Below are 15,956 nucleotides of genomic sequence, written 5' to 3' on the forward strand. Positions count from 1 at the left end.
GATTACGATGTGCCTTTTACATCAGTAAGTACAATTAAGCCTTACTGTTCGTTTTCGTCGGTGTAACGTTTGGCTTTATAAACCGGATACATCAGATTTTGCACAGAGAAAATATCGTCCAGCTCGCTTTCGGTGAGCAGGCCGCGCTCAAGCACCACTTCGCGAACGCTTTTACCGGTTTCGGCACAAATTTTACCGACGATATCGCCATTATGGTGCCCAATGTAGGGGTTCAGGTAAGTGACGATGCCAATGGAGTTAAACACATAAGCTTCACAGACCGCTTTGTTGGCTGTGATGCCGTTAACGCATTTTTCCAGCAGGTTGTAGCAAGCGTTAGTCAGGATGCTGACCGACTCAAACAGCGCCTGGCCAATCACCGGTTCCATAACGTTAAGCTGCAGCTGCCCGGCCTCGGACGCCATGGTGACCGTGGTATCGTTGCCAATCACTTTGAAGCACACCTGGTTTACCACCTCAGGCACCACCGGATTCACTTTGGCAGGCATGATTGAGGAGCCGGCCTGCAATTCTGGCAGGTTAATTTCGTTCAGGCCGGCACGCGGACCCGACGAGAGCAGGCGAAGGTCGTTACAAATTTTAGAAAGCTTCACGGCCAGACGCTTCAGCGAAGAGTGCACCATAACGTAGGCGCCGCAGTCGGAGGTGGCCTCGATCAGATCTTCGGCTGGCACCACCGCCAGGTTACTGACTTCTGCCAGTTTCTGAACGGCTAAGTGTTGGTAGCCATCCGGCGTATTCAGGCGAGTACCAATAGCGGTCGCGCCCAGGTTAACCTCCAGCAGCAGTTCGCCGGTGCGCAAAATGCTTTTCGTCTCTTCATTGAGCAGCACGCTAAACGCATGGAATTCCTGACCCAGCGTCATCGGCACCGCATCCTGTAGCTGAGTACGGCCCATTTTTAAAATCGTCTGGAATTCGTCAGCTTTACGCTGGAAACCTTCGGCTAACTGGCTGATGCCGTCGAGCAGTTTCAACAGCGAGCTGTAAACGGCGATGCGAAAGCCGGTCGGGTAAGCATCGTTGGTGGACTGGCATTTATTCACGTGGTCGTTGGGATTCAGATACTGGTATTCGCCTTTCTGATGCCCCATCAGCTCCAGACCAATATTGGCCAGCACCTCATTGGTATTCATGTTGACCGAGGTGCCCGCGCCGCCTTGATACACATCGACCGGGAACTGATCCATGCAGCGACCTTTGTTCAGCACTTCATCGCAGGCCTGAATAATGGTATTGGCGATGTCACGCGGCAACGTCTGCAGCTCTTTATTGGCCATCGCCGCCGCTTTTTTTACCATCACCATGCCGCGCACAAACTCAGGAATATCACTGATTTTGCTGTTGCTGATGTAAAAGTTTTCAATCGCACGCAAAGTATGAACGCCATAATAAGCATCCGCCGGAACTTCGCGCATGCCTAACAGGTCTTCTTCGATACGAATGTTGTTCGCCATGATAACCTTCTTGTTGTCACTGCTAACCATCGCAGATGATGTGTTTGTTTTGTGGGGAAGCGCCAGAACCGCTATTTTATCCGTATTCAGGCGGGTGAGCACGATCCTATTCTGACCCAGCCCTAAAGCGCGAACAGAGATCACCTTACTGGCCTTATGACGTTAACAATATGTGAAATTGCTCACAAATTTAACCCTGCAGCAAAAATTTGCCTGGCACGGTTGAAATGGGCGGCCTGAATGACCATCTCTGTATCTTGTTACCATCATTTTTACGCTGCCGGGTCATCAGCCGGGCAGCCTGACTCACAGGAGAATCCGGTGCGCTGGTTACCGTTAGTGATCTTTTTCGTACTGGCCTGGATTGAGATCTCGCTTTTCATTCAGGTTGCACACGTCCTTGGCGTGCTGCTCACCATGCTGCTGGTGGTTTTCACCTCCTGCATCGGCGTGTCTTTGGTAAAAAATCAGGGCATGAAAAACTTTATGCTGATGCAGGAGAAGCTGGCTCGTAACGAAAGTCCGGCGCAGGAAATGGTGAAAAGCGTTTCGCTGATCATTGCCGGTTTCCTGCTGCTGCTGCCGGGTTTCTTTACCGACATGCTGGGCCTGCTGCTCTTACTGCCACCGGTGCAAAAACACCTGACCTTAAAACTGATGCCGCATCTGCGCGTCTGGCGGGGGCCGGGTGCAGGCCCGGACAGCGGTTATACAATGGATGGCGAGTTCGAACGCAAAGACAGCGATCGCCTTGAACATCATGACGATCCAAAAGATCGTTAATCTCATCCTCTTAGCGCGACATCAGGTCGCGCTTTTTGTTTGTCTTCTGACCCGTCCGCGCGGTTTGTCTAAAAAGTCATCAGTTGCATCATCAGACTAAAAAAATTTGTGGGTTGCCCCCTTGAAAGTGTCAGGTCGCGGCCCTATCTCTCTGGTCACGAGGCCGGAAGCCACACAGCCCGGTATTCAACCCAAAAATGAATGATTGGACTTCTCAAAGGAGAGCTATCAAATGAAAATTCGTCCATTACACGATCGTGTCATCGTGAAGCGTAAAGAAGTTGAAGCTAAGTCAGCGGGTGGCATTGTGCTGACCGGTTCTGCAGCAGGCAAATCCACGCGTGGTGAAGTCCTGGCTGTGGGCAAAGGCCGTATCCTTGAGAGTGGCGAAGTGAAGCCGCTGGACGTACAAGTTGGTGACGTCGTGATCTTCAGCGAAGGCTACGGTGCCAAAACTGAAAAAATCGACAACGAAGAAGTCCTGATCATCTCTGAAAGCGACATTCTGGCGATTGTTGAAGCGTAAGTTTTACGCGTAATTCACTGAACGAAACGAATTTAAGGGAAATTTGAAATGGCAGCTAAAGACGTAAAATTCGGTAATGACGCACGCGTAAAAATGTTGCGTGGCGTGAACGTACTGGCAGATGCAGTAAAAGTTACCCTGGGCCCGAAAGGCCGTAACGTGGTTCTGGATAAATCTTTTGGTGCACCGACCATCACTAAAGATGGTGTTTCTGTTGCGCGTGAAATCGAGCTGGAAGACAAGTTCGAAAACATGGGCGCACAGATGGTGAAAGAAGTTGCCTCTAAAGCGAACGACGCGGCAGGCGACGGTACCACCACGGCAACCGTGCTGGCGCAGTCCATCATCACCGAAGGCCTGAAAGCCGTTGCAGCGGGCATGAACCCGATGGATCTGAAGCGCGGTATCGACCAGGCGGTCATCGCTGCGGTTGAAGAGCTGAAAAAACTGTCTGTTCCTTGCTCAGACTCTAAAGCTATCGCTCAGGTAGGGACTATCTCTGCTAACTCTGATGAAACCGTCGGTACCCTGATCGCTCAGGCGATGGAAAAAGTGGGCAAAGAAGGCGTCATCACCGTTGAAGAAGGCACCGGCCTGCAGGACGAGCTGGACGTGGTTGAAGGTATGCAGTTCGACCGTGGCTACCTGTCTCCGTACTTCATCAACAAGCCAGAAACAGGTGCCGTTGAGCTGGAAACCCCGTTCATCCTGCTGGCTGACAAGAAGATTTCTAACATCCGTGAAATGCTGCCAGTGCTGGAAGCCGTTGCGAAAGCAGGCAAACCACTGCTGATCATCGCGGAAGACGTAGAAGGCGAAGCGCTGGCGACGCTGGTGGTGAACACCATGCGCGGCATCGTGAAAGTGGCTGCGGTTAAAGCACCGGGCTTCGGCGACCGCCGTAAAGCCATGCTGCAGGATATCGCTATCCTGACCGGCGGTACCGTGATCTCTGAAGAGATCGGTATGGAGCTGGAAAAAGCAGCACTGGAAGATCTGGGCCAGGCGAAGCGTGTCGTGATCAACAAAGACACCACCACCATCATCGATGGCGTGGGTGAAGAAACCACTATTCAGGGTCGTGTCACTCAGATTCGTCAGCAGATTGAAGAAGCCACCTCTGACTACGACAAAGAAAAACTGCAGGAGCGCGTAGCGAAACTGGCAGGCGGCGTTGCCGTTCTGAAAGTGGGCGCAGCAACTGAAGTTGAAATGAAAGAGAAAAAAGCACGCGTTGAAGATGCCCTGCACGCAACCCGTGCTGCGGTTGAAGAAGGCGTGGTTGCAGGTGGTGGTGTGGCGCTGGTTCGCGTTGCAGCACAGCTGACCGAACTGCGTGGTCAGAACGAAGACCAGAACGTGGGTATCAAAGTTGCGCTGCGCGCAATGGAATCTCCACTGCGTCAGATCGTTTCTAACGCCGGCGAAGAGCCTTCTGTTGTGGCGAACAACGTGAAAGCAGGCGACGGTAACTACGGTTACAACGCGCAGACTGAAGAATACGGCAACATGATCGACTTCGGTATTCTGGACCCAACCAAAGTGACCCGTTCTGCTCTGCAGTACGCGGCATCGGTTGCTGGCCTGATGATCACCACCGAATGTATGGTCACTGACCTGCCGAAAGGCGATGCGCCAGACTTAGGTGCAGGCGCTGGCGGTATGGGTGGCATGGGCGGTATGGGCGGCATGATGTAATCGCCCCTGACGCTTGCGTCATAAGAACCCCCGATCGGAAACGGTCGGGGGTTTTTCTTTTGCAGAGGAAAGGGTATAAGTAGGGGCGCAACGGTTACGTTGGCACGGATTAGGGCAATGAATGTTCAGAAAAAATGCGTGTTTTTCTGCTACGCTGCCATCCGACACTGATGATAATAAATGGGGATTATAATGCGTATTAACCTCTTGCTCGGTCTTACGGCTGGTGCGTTATTGCTTGCAGGCTGCAGCAGCTCAACCGACCTGACTTCTGCTGGACAGCGCGTCACCTTTACCGATCAGCAGCCTGGCAAACAATGTCAGCTTCTGGGCAGCCTGACCGGCTCGCAAAGTAACTGGTTAAGCGGAGCCGGTGGCGAAACCAGCGCGCTGCGCGGTGCAGCTAACGACCTGCGGAACCGTGCTGCCGAAATGGGCGGAAACGTCATTTATGGCGCAACCAGTCCTACACAAAACCTGCTTTCAGCCTTTGCACCACTCGACAGCAAGATGACCGGCCAGGTCTATAAATGCCCTAACTGATCCTGCGCTGAACAGGCAACATTTTTTGAGACGACCGGCCAATGTGCCGGTCGTTTTTTTAGCGTTTATCAATGGCTTTTAGCCGCCAGTGCAACGGGTTGGCAGCCCGCTGCTCGGCGGAAATGAGGCTTGCGGCTACCGGGCTGTGTGCCGCCCGTGATTTATTCCTGCCGAAGTTGCAGATCCAGCGGGGTTTTACTGGGTTCCCCGCCGATCTCACGTGCCAGCTTCGGCACCAGATAACCGGACACCCGCGGCAGCAGGCTACGCATCAACGCCCGGGCTTCTTCATCAGAAACGAAGAAATGCGCTGCGCCCTGCACTTTGTCCAGCACATGCAGGTAGTAGGGCAGAATGCCGGCATCAAACAGCGCATTGCTCAGCGCCGCCAGGGTTTGTGCATCATCATTCACGCCGCGCAGCAGTACGCTCTGATTAAGCAGCGTCACGTCAGCACGTTTCAGGCGCAGCATGGCATCACAAAGCGCCTCATCAATCTCACGGGCGTGGTTGATGTGGGTGACCATCAAGACCTGAAGCCGCGTTTCCGCCAGCGTCTGACACAGCGCCTCGGTAATGCGATCCGGAATCACGACCGGCAGTCGACTGTGAATACGTAGCCGTTTCAGATGCGGGATAGCGCCCAGCGCGTCAATGAGCCAGGCCAGCTCATGATCTTTTGCCATTAACGGATCGCCACCCGAAAAGATGATCTCATCCAGTTCAGGATGGGCGGTAATATAATCCAGCGCGGCCTGCCAGTTACGCTTGTTGCCCTGATTATCCTGATAGGGAAAATGACGGCGGAAGCAGTAGCGGCAGTTCACCGCGCAGCCGCCTTTGACCAGCAGCAATGCACGGTTTTTATATTTATGCAGTAATCCCGGCACGACGCTATTTTGTTCGTCCAGCGGATCGGTGCTATAACCTGGCGCGTCGACAAACTCCTGACGGCTGGTCAGGACCTGGAGTAGAAGGGGATCCTGCGCATCGCCTTTTTTCATTCGCCGGATAAAGGCGCGCGGCACGCGCAGGGCAAAAAGTCGGCGTGCGTCGCCGCCAGCAGCCAGATCCGGATGATGGTCGAGCGCTAAAAGTTGCAGTAATTCATGAGGATCAGTGACAACATCAGCAAGTTGCTGCAACCAATCTTCTCTGGAAGGGGAATTTAGGGTTACAATGTGTGCCATTTTTTTGGCTATTACCAGTTAATATCTACAGAGGGCCTTTATGGCGACTTATCTTAGCAACGATTTCCGTCCCGGTCTTAAAATCATGTTCGAAGGCGAACCTTATGCCATCGAATCAAGCGAGTTCGTTAAGCCGGGTAAAGGTCAGGCGTTTGCACGTGTAAAAATGCGTCGTCTGCTGACCGGTTCACGCGTTGAGAAAACCTTCAAATCAACGGATTCTGCCGAAGGCGCAGACGTGAAGGATATGACGCTGCAGTACTCTTACAACGACGGCGATTTCTACTACTTCATGCACCCGGAATCTTTTGAGCAATACCAGGTTGAAGCAAAAGTGCTGGATGAAGTGCAGAAGTGGTTGCAGGACAACGCGGAGTGTATCGTAACCTTGTGGAACGATAAACCGATTGCGGTTCAGCCACCAAACTTTGTTGAAGCGGAAGTCATTGAAACTGACCCAGGCCTGAAAGGTGATACTGCCGGTACGGGCGGTAAGCCAGCAACGCTGTCTACGGGTGCAGTCATTAAAGTGCCATTGTTCGTGCAGATTGGCGAGGTGGTGAAGGTTGATACCCGCTCTGGCGAATACGTGTCACGCGTAAAATAACCCTGAAAGGCGCATCCTGTGATGCGCCTTTTTTTGAGTGAGTTCACCATGAAAAAACGAGCAAAACTTATCGCCTTGGCGTTGCTGGTGGCTTCTGGACTAAGCGGCTGTAACACCTTCCACGGTTTTGGCGAAGACGTATCTCACCTGGGCGGCGCAATCTCGCGCGCGGCTAAATAAGTTATTCCTGCCTTCCTTTTTTCGGCGGCTCAGGCTCGCGACGTTGCATAATCAGTCTATGCTTTAAAAGCTGTACCTATAATGCAACCAAAAAGGATATGGATATGTTGAAGAAAAGTATTGTTGCGATTTTCTCTGTGATGATGTTCTCTGCACTGCTTTCTGGCTGCAACACCACGCGCGGCGTCGGCGAAGACGTTGAAGCGGGCGGCCATGCAATCCAGCGTAGCGCGCAGTAACGGTAAAACCGGTACGAACGTTTTTCGTACCGGCCTTTCTCTAGCCCTGTTTCACCCAAATCAGCTCATCTACCGGGAAACCGGCCTGGCGTGCCTGCTGCACCAGCTTTTGTTTCACACCTTCATCCAACTGCGGCGTCCGTGACAGTATCCACAGATAGTGGCGGTTAGGCCCGCATACCAGTGCGTAACGGTAGTCAGGATCCAGCGCTATCACGTTATAGCCACCGTAGAAGGGCCCAAAGAACGAGACCTTGAGTGCCGCACGCTGTTTATCGCCGGTGAAGTAGGCTTTACCCACGCTCTCCTGCCAGCGCTGCTTTTTAACGTTATAGCCGCGATTAACGACTTTCAGGCCGCCATCCTCACGTGGGCTGTAATTTGCCGTAACCTGTTCGAGGCCGCGTTCAAAGCCATGATCCAGCCGGGCTATCTCGTACCACTGACCGAGGTAACGCTGACTGTCGAAGTTTTCAACGACGGTAACGTTTTTTGGCGGTGTGGTCGTGCAGGCGACGGACAGGAAGGCACTCAGGCTGGCGACCAATGTTTTCCATGGAGACATAAAAAGATTCCTTTGTTATTTAACCTGTTAATTATAGAAGCCGGTCAGTTTATTGGACAGGCTTGCGCCACGATTGTTTGCCACTGACATTACGAGTAGACTTCCCTCCCTTATTTGTATCAGGAGCCGTCACCATGAGTGAAACGACAAGCTGGCAACCTGGCGCTTCGATTGCCAGTTTAATTAAACGCGCAGCCATTATTGCTGAAGTGCGTCGTTTCTTCGCCGATCGTGCCGTACTGGAAGTCGACACGCCCGCGATGAGTCAGGCCACGATTACCGACATTCATCTGGTGCCATTCCAGACGCGCTTTGTCGGCCCTGGCCTGTCTGAAGGCCGCGATCTCTGGCTGATGACCAGCCCGGAATACCACATGAAACGCCTGCTGGCGGCCGGAAGTGGCCCTATCTATCAAATGGGCCGCAGCTTTCGCAACGAAGAGGCCGGGCGCTACCACAACCCTGAATTCACCATGCTGGAATGGTATCGCCCCCATTACGATATGTACCGCCTGATGAATGAGGTCGACGATCTGCTGCAGCAGGTGCTGGAGTGCGACAGCGCGGAGTCTCTCTCTTATCAGCAGGCCTTTATTCGTCACCTTGAGCTGGACCCGCTTTCTGCCGACAAAGCGCAGCTGCGTGAGGCGGCGGAAAAGCTGGGTGAGGGCGAGCTGGCCAGTCGGGAAGAGGATCGCGATACCTTGCTGATGCTGCTGTTTATGCTGGGCGTGGAACCGAAGATTGGTCAGGACAAGCCGTGTTTTATCTACCACTTTCCGGCCAGCCAGGCGGCATTAGCGGAGATCAGCACGGAAGATCATCGGGTGGCAGAGCGGTTTGAGGTGTATTACAAGGGCATTGAGCTGGCGAATGGCTTCCGCGAACTCACCGACAGCCGTGAACAGCGCCAACGCTTTGAGCAGGATAATCGTCGGCGTGCGGCGCGAGGGTTGCCGCAACATCCGATTGATCACTACCTGCTGGCCGCGCTGGAGCACGGCATGCCAGCCTGTTCGGGCGTTGCACTGGGCGTGGACAGGTTGATTATGCTGGCGCTGAAGGCAGAGTCGCTGTCGGAGGTTATTGCGTTTCCGGTAGACCGCTGCTGACCCTTGACGCCGTGCTGACAGAATGGCGCAGCGCCATTTAAGCTGATAAACAAGGCCTCAAGTGGGCCTTGTTTGCGTTCACCGCTACTGACTGCTGTCCGGAAACTCCTGAATCGTCACCGGGAAGGTCAGCTTCTTGTCATTACGCAGCACCTGCACATTCACCACCGAGCCGGGCCGAATTTCCGCAACCTGGTCCATGGTTTCCTGTGCGGAGAGCGCCGGTTTACCGTCTACGCTCAGCAGCACATCATTGGCCTGGATACCGGCTTTCTCAGCCGGGCCGCCCGGCGTCACCACGCTGACGATAATGCCCTGAACCCGATCGAGACTGTTGCCCTGGCCGTGAAGCGGCGGCACTTCGCGGGCGGTAATGCCGATATAGCCGCGAATGACCCGACCATCACGGATGAGCTTATCCATTATCTTGGTTGCCAGCGCGGTGGGGATAGCAAAACCAATGCCTTCGGGCGTTTCGCCATCGCTGCTTTTATCGAACGTCAGGGTATTGATGCCCATGAGTTCGCCCAGCGAATTAATCAGTGCACCACCGGAGTTCCCCTGATTGATTGATGCATCCGTTTGCAGGAAGTTCTGGCGGCCTGACGAGCTGAGTCCAACGCGGCCCGTGGCGCTGATGATGCCCTGTGTGACCGTTTGTCCCAGGTTATAGGGGTTGCCGATGGCCATCACCACATCGCCAATGTGTGCGACGCGTTTGGGATTAATCGGGATAACCGGCAGGTTTGACGCGGTAATTTTTAGCACGGCCAAATCGGTCATGGCATCTGAACCCACCAGCGTGGCTTCAAAAAAACGGCCATCCTGTAGAGCGACGATGATCTGATCGGCATTATTGATAACGTGCTTGTTGGTCAGGATATAACCCCGGTTATTCATAATCACGCCAGAGCCCAGCGTGGTAATACCGCGGTTGTTGTTCCCATGCGCGCTGCGGTTGTAAACATTCACAACGGCAGGCACGGCACGCCTCACCCCTTGATTAAAGCCAAAGGGCGTTTCATCGTTACTGTCATTTTGACTATACAGGGCAGCACCGCCCAAACGCAGTGCGGGCAGCGCTGCGAGCAAGATGCCCGCAACAATCAGTCCCAACACCACTGAACGCAAGAGTTTAAGAAACATGGTGTTAAATCACGTCAGGGGAGAACGTTGGGGAGAATAACATGAGAGCGGCGGACACACACGTGCTTGTGTCCGCCATCGTGCGGGGTTTATCTCAATAACAGATAGATACTTTCCTCACCACGAACCACATTCAGCGCCATCACCGGCGGTTTGGCTTCCAGCACCTTGCGCATTTCGGCAATATTCTGAATTCGCGTGCGGTTGACGCCAATGATCACGTCATCTTTTTGCAGGCCGACCTGTTCAGCCGGAGTGCCTTTTTCGATGGCATCAATCTTCACGCCTTTATCACCGGTTTTGGTCTGACCATCGCTCAGAGTCGCGCCCTGCAGGGCTGGAGAAAGCAGCTGTGCGCTGGCCGTCGTCTGGGCGCTTTGCTCAAGGGTGACATCAACACTCACCGGTTTACCTTCACGTAGCAGGCCAAGCTTCACTTTCTCACCTGGTGCCGTCGTGCCGATCTTCACCCGCAGTTCTGCGAAGCTGGTAATCGGTTTATCGTTGACCGAAACAATGATATCGCCTGACTTGATACCAGCTTTTTGCGCCGCAGACTGGGGCAGCACTTCAGAAACGAACGCGCCGCGCTGTGCGTCAACGTTAAACGCTTTTGCGATGTCCGCGGTCATCTCGGTACCTTTGATACCCAACTGACCCCGTTTGACTTCGCCGTACTTAATCAACTGCTCGGCCAGGTTCATGGCCATATCGCTCGGAATCGCAAAGCCAATGCCGATATTGCCGCCACTGGAGGCCAGAATGGCGGTATTAATGCCGATCAGCTCGCCGTTCAGATTAACCAGCGCGCCGCCCGAGTTACCGCGGTTAATGGCGGCATCGGTCTGGATAAAGTTTTCCAGCCCTTCGAGATTCAGGCCGCTGCGGCCCAGTGCCGAAATAATTCCGGAGGTCGCTGTCTGACCAAGGCCAAAAGGATTGCCGATGGCCACGGCAAAATCACCGACTTTCAGCTGATCCGAATCGGCGACTTTTATCTGCGTCAGGTTTTTCGCGCCCTGAATCTGGATCAGAGCAATGTCGGTCTGCTCATCGTGACCAATCAGTTTGGCATCATATTCGCTGCCATCGCCGAGCTGGACGTTGATCTTATCCGCGCCGTTGACCACGTGGTTATTGGTCAGAACATAGCCTTTGGCGGCATCAATGATGACACCGGACCCCAGCCCCTCAAAGGGTTGAGGCTGGCTTGGGGCGCCACCGGGCAACTGGCCAAAGAAACGCTTAAGCGGCTCGGGAATATCCTGTGTCTGGGCCTGGGCATCAGACTGGGTGCCTTCAACGTGCACGCTGACCACAGCAGGTAACACTTTTTCCAGCATCGGTGCCAGGCTGGGAAGCGGCTGGCTCTGAATCTGTGCAGGTAGCGTCGCCATCGCGCCGGGCGCAGCGGCAAGACTCATTCCAATACTCAAGGCTAATGCGCTTAACAGTCGTGCTTGTTTTTTCATTGCTACAACGCTCTCGCTGCAAAAATGGGGGGAGTAAATCAATGAGACAGCCGTTTGCGGCCGGGGTTCGCAAAAACAGCGGGCACAGCGTCACTGTGCCCGATCATGCTTAGTCGCGGACGGCGCGTTCACCACGCAGTAAGCCAGAGGCGCCTTCAGAGTAGTCACGCGGCATTTGCACCGGTGCCTGATCGTTATCCGCTTCGGCTTCGGTCAGTTGCCATGCAAAGGGGTTTTTGTCCCCGGGCATGTTCGGCAGCAGGTCGTTGGACCCTTTCGCCATGTGCTGATAGAGCTGACGGTAATCACGCGCCATGTTATCCAGCAGCTCTGCGCTCTGCGCAAAGTGGTTGGTCAGCTCTTCGCGATAATCTGCCAGCTCGGCTTTCGTCTTATCCAGTTCGTACTGCATGCTGCGCTGCTCACGCAGCTTCCGGTTGCCAAAACGCATTGCGACTGCGCCGACAATAATACCTACCACTAAACCAATTAGCCCGTATTCCCAGGTCATAATGACTCCCGTGTTATTTCCGTTGTTCCGTAGGGCGTTGCACCACTTAATAATAGTCACTATACCCGTTAATCTTATGGATGTGGAACTCTGGAGCGCCATGCCTTAGTGTAGAGCGGCCTTTTTTTCGACAAACGACGTTTGAATAAGACAAAATTCAGGGACACTGAGCGAACCATGCAAACCTCATCTCCGCTTGCCCGCTATGAGCAAGCGCTATCACAGGGCGATTTCAAGCCCGACGACGTACAGCGTGAAGCGATTACCCGCTTAGATGCTATCCAGCAAGGGCTGATCGCGCGTCAGCACACCACCGAACTTCCCTCGAAGGGGCTGTTAGGTCGTCTGTCGAAGCTGATGGGAAAAGAAAAGTCGCAGCCCAAAGCGCCCGTCCGTGGCTTGTATATGTGGGGCGGTGTTGGCCGGGGGAAAACCTGGGTAATGGATCTGTTTTTTCAGTCTATTCCTGGCGACCGCAAACTGCGCTTACACTTTCACCGTTTCATGCTGCGCGTGCATGAAGAGCTGACCGAACTGCAGGGGCACAGCGATCCGTTGCTGATCATCGCCGACCGCTTTAGAGCAGAAACCGATATTCTCTGTTTTGATGAGTTTTTTGTGTCTGACATCACGGATGCCATGCTGCTGGGAACGCTGATGGAAGCCCTGTTTGCGCGCGGCATCAGCCTGGTTGCGACCTCGAATATTCCGCCTGATAACTTGTACAAAAACGGCCTGCAGCGTGCCCGTTTTCTGCCCGCCATCGAGCAGATTAAGCAGCACTGTGAGGTAATGAATGTCGATGCGGGCATTGATTACCGTCTGCGTACGCTGACGTCCGCGCATTTGTGGACGTTTCCTCTGGGGCCGGAAACCTACGCCGAGATGGACCGCATGTTCCAGGCATTGTCAGGCGAAAAACGCGACAGCGCAACGGTGCTGGAGATCAATCACCGTAAAATGCCGACCCTGGGCGTGGCAGAAGGGGTGATTGCGATTGATTTTAAAACCCTGTGTGGAGAAGGGCGCAGCCAGCATGATTATATTGAGCTGTCACGCCGCTTTCACAGCGTCCTGCTGTTCGATGTACCGGTCATGATCTACAAGACGGAAGATCAGGCGCGGCGTTTTCTGGCGTTGGTGGATGAGTTTTACGAGCGCCATGTCAAACTGGTTGTCGCTGCAGAAACCTCCTTGTTCGAAATTTATCAGGGGACGCGCCTGAAATTTGAATATCAGCGCTGTCTGTCCCGTTTGCAGGAAATGCAGAGCGAAGAGTACCTGCGGCTGGCGCATTTACCCTGAGATTCCAGGTAATAAATGAAAATAGGGTTCGATTTTTGTAATCGACTTCTCTATAATCTTGCGACCCCACGTTACAGCACAGGATTTTTTTCCCAAATCCTCTGCGTTCCGGTAACGCTATCCGAAGGGGTGGCTTGCTGGTCAAAATGGTCGTGTGAGCCTCATTCGTTTACTTAAGCGTTTGGGATTTCACCAACGTGTAACTTAATTTGGGTAAGCTTTTCGATGAAAACTTTTACAGCTAAACCAGAAACCGTCCAACGTGACTGGTATGTTGTTGACGCAACTGGCAAAACCTTGGGTCGCCTGGCGACTGAACTGGCGCGCCGTCTGCGTGGTAAGCATAAAGCGGAATACACTCCGCACGTTGATACTGGTGATTACATCATCGTTCTGAACGCTGAGAAAGTTGCTGTAACCGGCAACAAGCGTTCTGACAAGATTTACTATCACCACACTGGTCACATCGGTGGTATCAAACAGGCGACCTTTGAAGAGATGATTGCTCGCCGTCCTGAGCGCGTGATTGAGATCGCGGTTAAAGGCATGCTGCCGAAGGGCCCGCTGGGTCGTGCTATGTACCGTAAACTGAAAGTTTACGCAGGTAACGAGCACAACCATGCGGCACAGCAACCGCAAGTTCTTGACATTTAATCGGGATTAAAGGCAATGGCTGAAACTCAAAACTACGGCACTGGTCGCCGCAAAAGCTCATCCGCACGCGTCTTCATCAAGCCGGGTAGCGGTAACATCGTAATCAACCAACGCTCTCTGGAGCAGTATTTCGGTCGCGAGACTGCACGCATGGTCGTGCGTCAGCCTCTGGAACTGGTTGATATGGTTGGTAAACTGGACCTGTACATCACCGTTAAAGGTGGTGGTATCTCTGGTCAGGCAGGCGCGATCCGTCATGGTATCACCCGCGCTCTGATGGAGTATGATGAGTCACTGCGTGGCGAACTGCGTAAAGCAGGCTTCGTTACCCGTGATGCTCGTCAGGTTGAACGTAAGAAAGTCGGCCTGCGTAAAGCACGTCGTCGTCCTCAGTTCTCCAAGCGTTAATTGTTGCTGCTTCGGCAGACACAGTTGGCACAAAAAACCCGCTCCGGCGGGTTTTTTATTTTTATTCTCAGGTCATCCTGTCGTATAAAACCACAATACTGTTCGCATTTTACCCGCAAAAATGCATTCCCCCACCCACAAGCTGCCTAAAATCTGGTAAACTCTGTGTCACTTTGCGCCCGCAAGCTGGCGCGTTATGCGCCTCGCATTAGTCGGGGGGGGTTAGCGCGGATTGCGAGCGAGTTCTATGAGCAGGTGAGTCGCCGTGTGGTTGGCCATTCGCAGTAACTTTTTGTGAACAAACTGGGAGGTTTTCATGGCTGTCGCTGCCAACAAACGTTCGGTAATGACGCTGTTTTCTGGTCCTACTGACATTTTTAGCCATCAGGTACGTATCGTGCTTGCCGAGAAAGGTGTCAGCGTAGAGATCGAGCAGGTCGAAATGGATAACCTGCCGCAGGATCTGATTGACCTCAATCCGTACCGCACTGTGCCGACGCTGGTAGATCGCGAACTGACGCTGTACGAATCACGCATCATCATGGAATATCTGGATGAGCGTTTTCCCCACCCACCATTGATGCCTGTCTATCCGGTTGCACGTGGCGAAAGCCGTTTAATGATGCACCGTATTGAGCAAGACTGGTACAGCCTGATGAGAAAGGTTGAGAACAGTAGCGGTCAGGAAGCTGAAGCGGCGCGTAAGCAGCTGCGTGAAGAGCTGCTGGCTATTGCTCCTCTGTTTGGGCGTACGCCATTCTTTATGAGCGACGAGTTCAGCCTGGTCGACTGCTATCTGGCTCCGCTGTTGTGGCGTTTACCGTCAATGGGTATCGATCTGCTCGGGTCGGGCTCTAAAGAGCTGAAAGGCTACATGAACCGCGTATTTGAGCGTGACTCCTTCCTTGCTTCACTGACTGAAGCTGAACGTGAAATGCGCCTGCAAGCCCGGGGCTAACGTATGGAAATGTCACAACTCACAGCCCGCCGACCTTATTTGCTGCGTGCTTTTTATGACTGGTTACTGGATAACCAGCTCACACCGCATCTGGTCGTCGACATCAACCTGCCTGGCGTTCAGGTTCCACTCGAATATGCCCGCGATGGTCAGATCGTACTGAACATTGCGCCGCGTGCCGTGGGTAACCTTGATCTGGGCAATGACGAAGTCTCGTTTAACGCACGTTTTGGTGGCGTTCCACGTCAGGTGAATGTCCCAATGGCGGCCATACTCGCCATCTATGCGCGTGAAAACGGCGCAGGCACGATGTTTGAACCTGAACCGGCCTATGAAGGCGGCACACAGGAATTTGCTGAGAATCAGGAAGAGACGGTCATGTCAGTGATTGACGGCGACCGCCCTGATGATGCCAGCGATGACGATAATTCACCGGATGACGATCCCCCGCCACGTGGTGGCCGTCCCGCACTGCGCGTGGTGAAATAACACAGAATACCCGTCACCTGACGGGTATTTTTTTGCCTGTCTGCCAGCAGGTCACAGGCATAAAAAAATCCGGGAACACAGGTTGCCCGGAT

General features: G+C 53.5%; 19 protein-coding genes. 13 read left to right on the forward strand and 6 right to left on the reverse strand.

The window, feature by feature from the left end:
* Positions 1-41: 41 nt before the first annotated feature.
* A complete protein-coding gene (aspA, locus tag DFO57_RS07250; RefSeq protein WP_015701111.1) occupies positions 42-1,478 on the reverse strand; it encodes an aspartate ammonia-lyase in 1,437 nt (478 codons plus the stop codon).
* Between the two features lie 321 nt (positions 1,479-1,799).
* On the opposite strand from aspA, the gene DFO57_RS07255 reads away from it, so the two are divergent.
* From DFO57_RS07255 to DFO57_RS07270, 4 genes are all read left to right on the forward strand, one after another.
* Complete coding sequence (locus tag DFO57_RS07255; RefSeq protein ID WP_014606762.1) at positions 1,800-2,261, forward strand: FxsA family protein; 462 nt, start codon at positions 1,800-1,802, stop codon at positions 2,259-2,261.
* Between the two features lie 232 nt (positions 2,262-2,493).
* Positions 2,494-2,787, forward strand: a complete 294-nt coding sequence (locus DFO57_RS07260) for a co-chaperone GroES (RefSeq protein ID WP_014606761.1) — start codon at positions 2,494-2,496, stop codon at positions 2,785-2,787.
* A 48-nt stretch (positions 2,788-2,835) separates the two neighbouring features.
* Positions 2,836-4,485, forward strand: a complete 1,650-nt coding sequence (groL, locus tag DFO57_RS07265; protein ID WP_013024301.1) for a chaperonin GroEL — start codon at positions 2,836-2,838, stop codon at positions 4,483-4,485.
* A gap of 192 nt (positions 4,486-4,677) precedes the next feature.
* Entirely contained in the window at positions 4,678-5,028 is a 351-nt protein-coding gene (locus tag DFO57_RS07270; protein WP_014606760.1) for a DUF4156 domain-containing protein, read from the forward strand.
* A 161-nt stretch (positions 5,029-5,189) separates the two neighbouring features.
* Here the strand turns inward: DFO57_RS07270 and epmB are convergent, their stop codons facing one another.
* Entirely contained in the window at positions 5,190-6,218 is a 1,029-nt protein-coding gene (gene epmB / locus DFO57_RS07275) for an EF-P beta-lysylation protein EpmB (RefSeq protein WP_013024303.1), read from the reverse strand.
* 40 nt (positions 6,219-6,258) lie between these two features.
* Between epmB and efp the strand changes: the two genes are divergently transcribed.
* From efp to DFO57_RS07290, 3 genes are all read left to right on the forward strand, one after another.
* Positions 6,259-6,825 carry an elongation factor P gene (efp, locus tag DFO57_RS07280; RefSeq protein ID WP_013024304.1) on the forward strand — a complete coding sequence of 189 codons (567 nt, stop codon included), beginning with the start codon at positions 6,259-6,261 and terminating at the stop codon, positions 6,823-6,825.
* A 48-nt stretch (positions 6,826-6,873) separates the two neighbouring features.
* Complete coding sequence (locus tag DFO57_RS07285) at positions 6,874-7,005, forward strand: entericidin A/B family lipoprotein (RefSeq protein WP_024472200.1); 132 nt, start codon at positions 6,874-6,876, stop codon at positions 7,003-7,005.
* 104 nt (positions 7,006-7,109) lie between these two features.
* The gene (locus DFO57_RS07290) at positions 7,110-7,244 is read left to right on the forward strand and encodes an entericidin A/B family lipoprotein (RefSeq protein WP_014606758.1); all 135 of its coding nucleotides are present in this window, start codon (positions 7,110-7,112) and stop codon (positions 7,242-7,244) included.
* A gap of 40 nt (positions 7,245-7,284) precedes the next feature.
* Here DFO57_RS07290 and DFO57_RS07295 read toward each other — a convergent pair whose 3' ends face one another.
* On the reverse strand, positions 7,285-7,809 hold the full coding sequence (locus DFO57_RS07295) for a lipocalin family protein (protein ID WP_014595147.1): 525 nt from the start codon (positions 7,807-7,809) through the stop codon (positions 7,285-7,287).
* Positions 7,810-7,943: 134 nt separating this feature from the next.
* On the opposite strand from DFO57_RS07295, the gene epmA reads away from it, so the two are divergent.
* Positions 7,944-8,921, forward strand: a complete 978-nt coding sequence (gene epmA / locus DFO57_RS07300; protein ID WP_110015214.1) for an elongation factor P--(R)-beta-lysine ligase — start codon at positions 7,944-7,946, stop codon at positions 8,919-8,921.
* Between the two features lie 84 nt (positions 8,922-9,005).
* Here the strand turns inward: epmA and degS are convergent, their stop codons facing one another.
* The 3 genes from degS to zapG form a co-directional block, all read right to left on the reverse strand.
* On the reverse strand, positions 9,006-10,067 hold the full coding sequence (degS, locus tag DFO57_RS07305) for an outer membrane-stress sensor serine endopeptidase DegS (protein WP_013024309.1): 1,062 nt from the start codon (positions 10,065-10,067) through the stop codon (positions 9,006-9,008).
* A gap of 89 nt (positions 10,068-10,156) precedes the next feature.
* Complete coding sequence (degQ, locus tag DFO57_RS07310; protein WP_014595149.1) at positions 10,157-11,539, reverse strand: serine endoprotease DegQ; 1,383 nt, start codon at positions 11,537-11,539, stop codon at positions 10,157-10,159.
* 109 nt (positions 11,540-11,648) lie between these two features.
* Positions 11,649-12,050, reverse strand: coding sequence for a Z-ring associated protein ZapG (zapG, locus tag DFO57_RS07315; RefSeq protein WP_006121720.1), 402 nt, complete (start codon positions 12,048-12,050; stop codon positions 11,649-11,651).
* Between the two features lie 177 nt (positions 12,051-12,227).
* On the opposite strand from zapG, the gene zapE reads away from it, so the two are divergent.
* From zapE to sspB, 5 genes are all read left to right on the forward strand, one after another.
* On the forward strand, positions 12,228-13,355 hold the full coding sequence (gene zapE, locus DFO57_RS07320) for a cell division protein ZapE (protein WP_110015215.1): 1,128 nt from the start codon (positions 12,228-12,230) through the stop codon (positions 13,353-13,355).
* Between the two features lie 225 nt (positions 13,356-13,580).
* A complete protein-coding gene (gene rplM / locus DFO57_RS07325) occupies positions 13,581-14,009 on the forward strand; it encodes a 50S ribosomal protein L13 (RefSeq protein ID WP_006121722.1) in 429 nt (142 codons plus the stop codon).
* 15 nt (positions 14,010-14,024) lie between these two features.
* A complete protein-coding gene (gene rpsI / locus DFO57_RS07330; RefSeq protein WP_006121723.1) occupies positions 14,025-14,417 on the forward strand; it encodes a 30S ribosomal protein S9 in 393 nt (130 codons plus the stop codon).
* Between the two features lie 316 nt (positions 14,418-14,733).
* Positions 14,734-15,375 carry a stringent starvation protein SspA gene (gene sspA / locus DFO57_RS07335; protein WP_013024313.1) on the forward strand — a complete coding sequence of 214 codons (642 nt, stop codon included), beginning with the start codon at positions 14,734-14,736 and terminating at the stop codon, positions 15,373-15,375.
* Between the two features lie 3 nt (positions 15,376-15,378).
* Positions 15,379-15,864, forward strand: a complete 486-nt coding sequence (gene sspB / locus DFO57_RS07340) for a ClpXP protease specificity-enhancing factor (protein ID WP_013024314.1) — start codon at positions 15,379-15,381, stop codon at positions 15,862-15,864.
* Positions 15,865-15,956 lie beyond the last annotated feature (92 nt).

Origin of the sequence: Pantoea sp. AG702, from assembly GCF_003182295.1 — a bacterium.
Taxonomy (GTDB): Bacteria; Pseudomonadota; Gammaproteobacteria; order Enterobacterales; family Enterobacteriaceae; genus Pantoea; species Pantoea ananatis.

Bases quoted from the DNA above. Each gene is read 5' to 3' on its own strand.
- zapG (WP_006121720.1), bottom strand. From the start codon at position 12,050: ATGACCTGGGAATACGGGCTAATTGGTTTAGTGGTAGGTATTATTGTC.
- zapE (WP_110015215.1), top strand. From the start codon at position 12,228: ATGCAAACCTCATCTCCGCTTGCCCGCTATGAGCAAGCGCTATCACAG.
- DFO57_RS07270 (WP_014606760.1), top strand. From the start codon at position 4,678: ATGCGTATTAACCTCTTGCTCGGTCTTACGGCTGGTGCGTTATTGCTT.
- degQ (WP_014595149.1), bottom strand. From the start codon at position 11,539: ATGAAAAAACAAGCACGACTGTTAAGCGCATTAGCCTTGAGTATTGGA.
- DFO57_RS07285 (WP_024472200.1), top strand. From the start codon at position 6,874: ATGAAAAAACGAGCAAAACTTATCGCCTTGGCGTTGCTGGTGGCTTCT.
- DFO57_RS07290 (WP_014606758.1), top strand. From the start codon at position 7,110: ATGTTGAAGAAAAGTATTGTTGCGATTTTCTCTGTGATGATGTTCTCT.
- efp (WP_013024304.1), top strand. From the start codon at position 6,259: ATGGCGACTTATCTTAGCAACGATTTCCGTCCCGGTCTTAAAATCATG.
- degS (WP_013024309.1), bottom strand. From the start codon at position 10,067: ATGTTTCTTAAACTCTTGCGTTCAGTGGTGTTGGGACTGATTGTTGCG.
- DFO57_RS07260 (WP_014606761.1), top strand. From the start codon at position 2,494: ATGAAAATTCGTCCATTACACGATCGTGTCATCGTGAAGCGTAAAGAA.
- groL (WP_013024301.1), top strand. From the start codon at position 2,836: ATGGCAGCTAAAGACGTAAAATTCGGTAATGACGCACGCGTAAAAATG.
- rplM (WP_006121722.1), top strand. From the start codon at position 13,581: ATGAAAACTTTTACAGCTAAACCAGAAACCGTCCAACGTGACTGGTAT.
- sspB (WP_013024314.1), top strand. From the start codon at position 15,379: ATGGAAATGTCACAACTCACAGCCCGCCGACCTTATTTGCTGCGTGCT.
- aspA (WP_015701111.1), bottom strand. From the start codon at position 1,478: ATGGCGAACAACATTCGTATCGAAGAAGACCTGTTAGGCATGCGCGAA.
- sspA (WP_013024313.1), top strand. From the start codon at position 14,734: ATGGCTGTCGCTGCCAACAAACGTTCGGTAATGACGCTGTTTTCTGGT.
- rpsI (WP_006121723.1), top strand. From the start codon at position 14,025: ATGGCTGAAACTCAAAACTACGGCACTGGTCGCCGCAAAAGCTCATCC.
- DFO57_RS07295 (WP_014595147.1), bottom strand. From the start codon at position 7,809: ATGTCTCCATGGAAAACATTGGTCGCCAGCCTGAGTGCCTTCCTGTCC.
- epmB (WP_013024303.1), bottom strand. From the start codon at position 6,218: ATGGCACACATTGTAACCCTAAATTCCCCTTCCAGAGAAGATTGGTTG.
- epmA (WP_110015214.1), top strand. From the start codon at position 7,944: ATGAGTGAAACGACAAGCTGGCAACCTGGCGCTTCGATTGCCAGTTTA.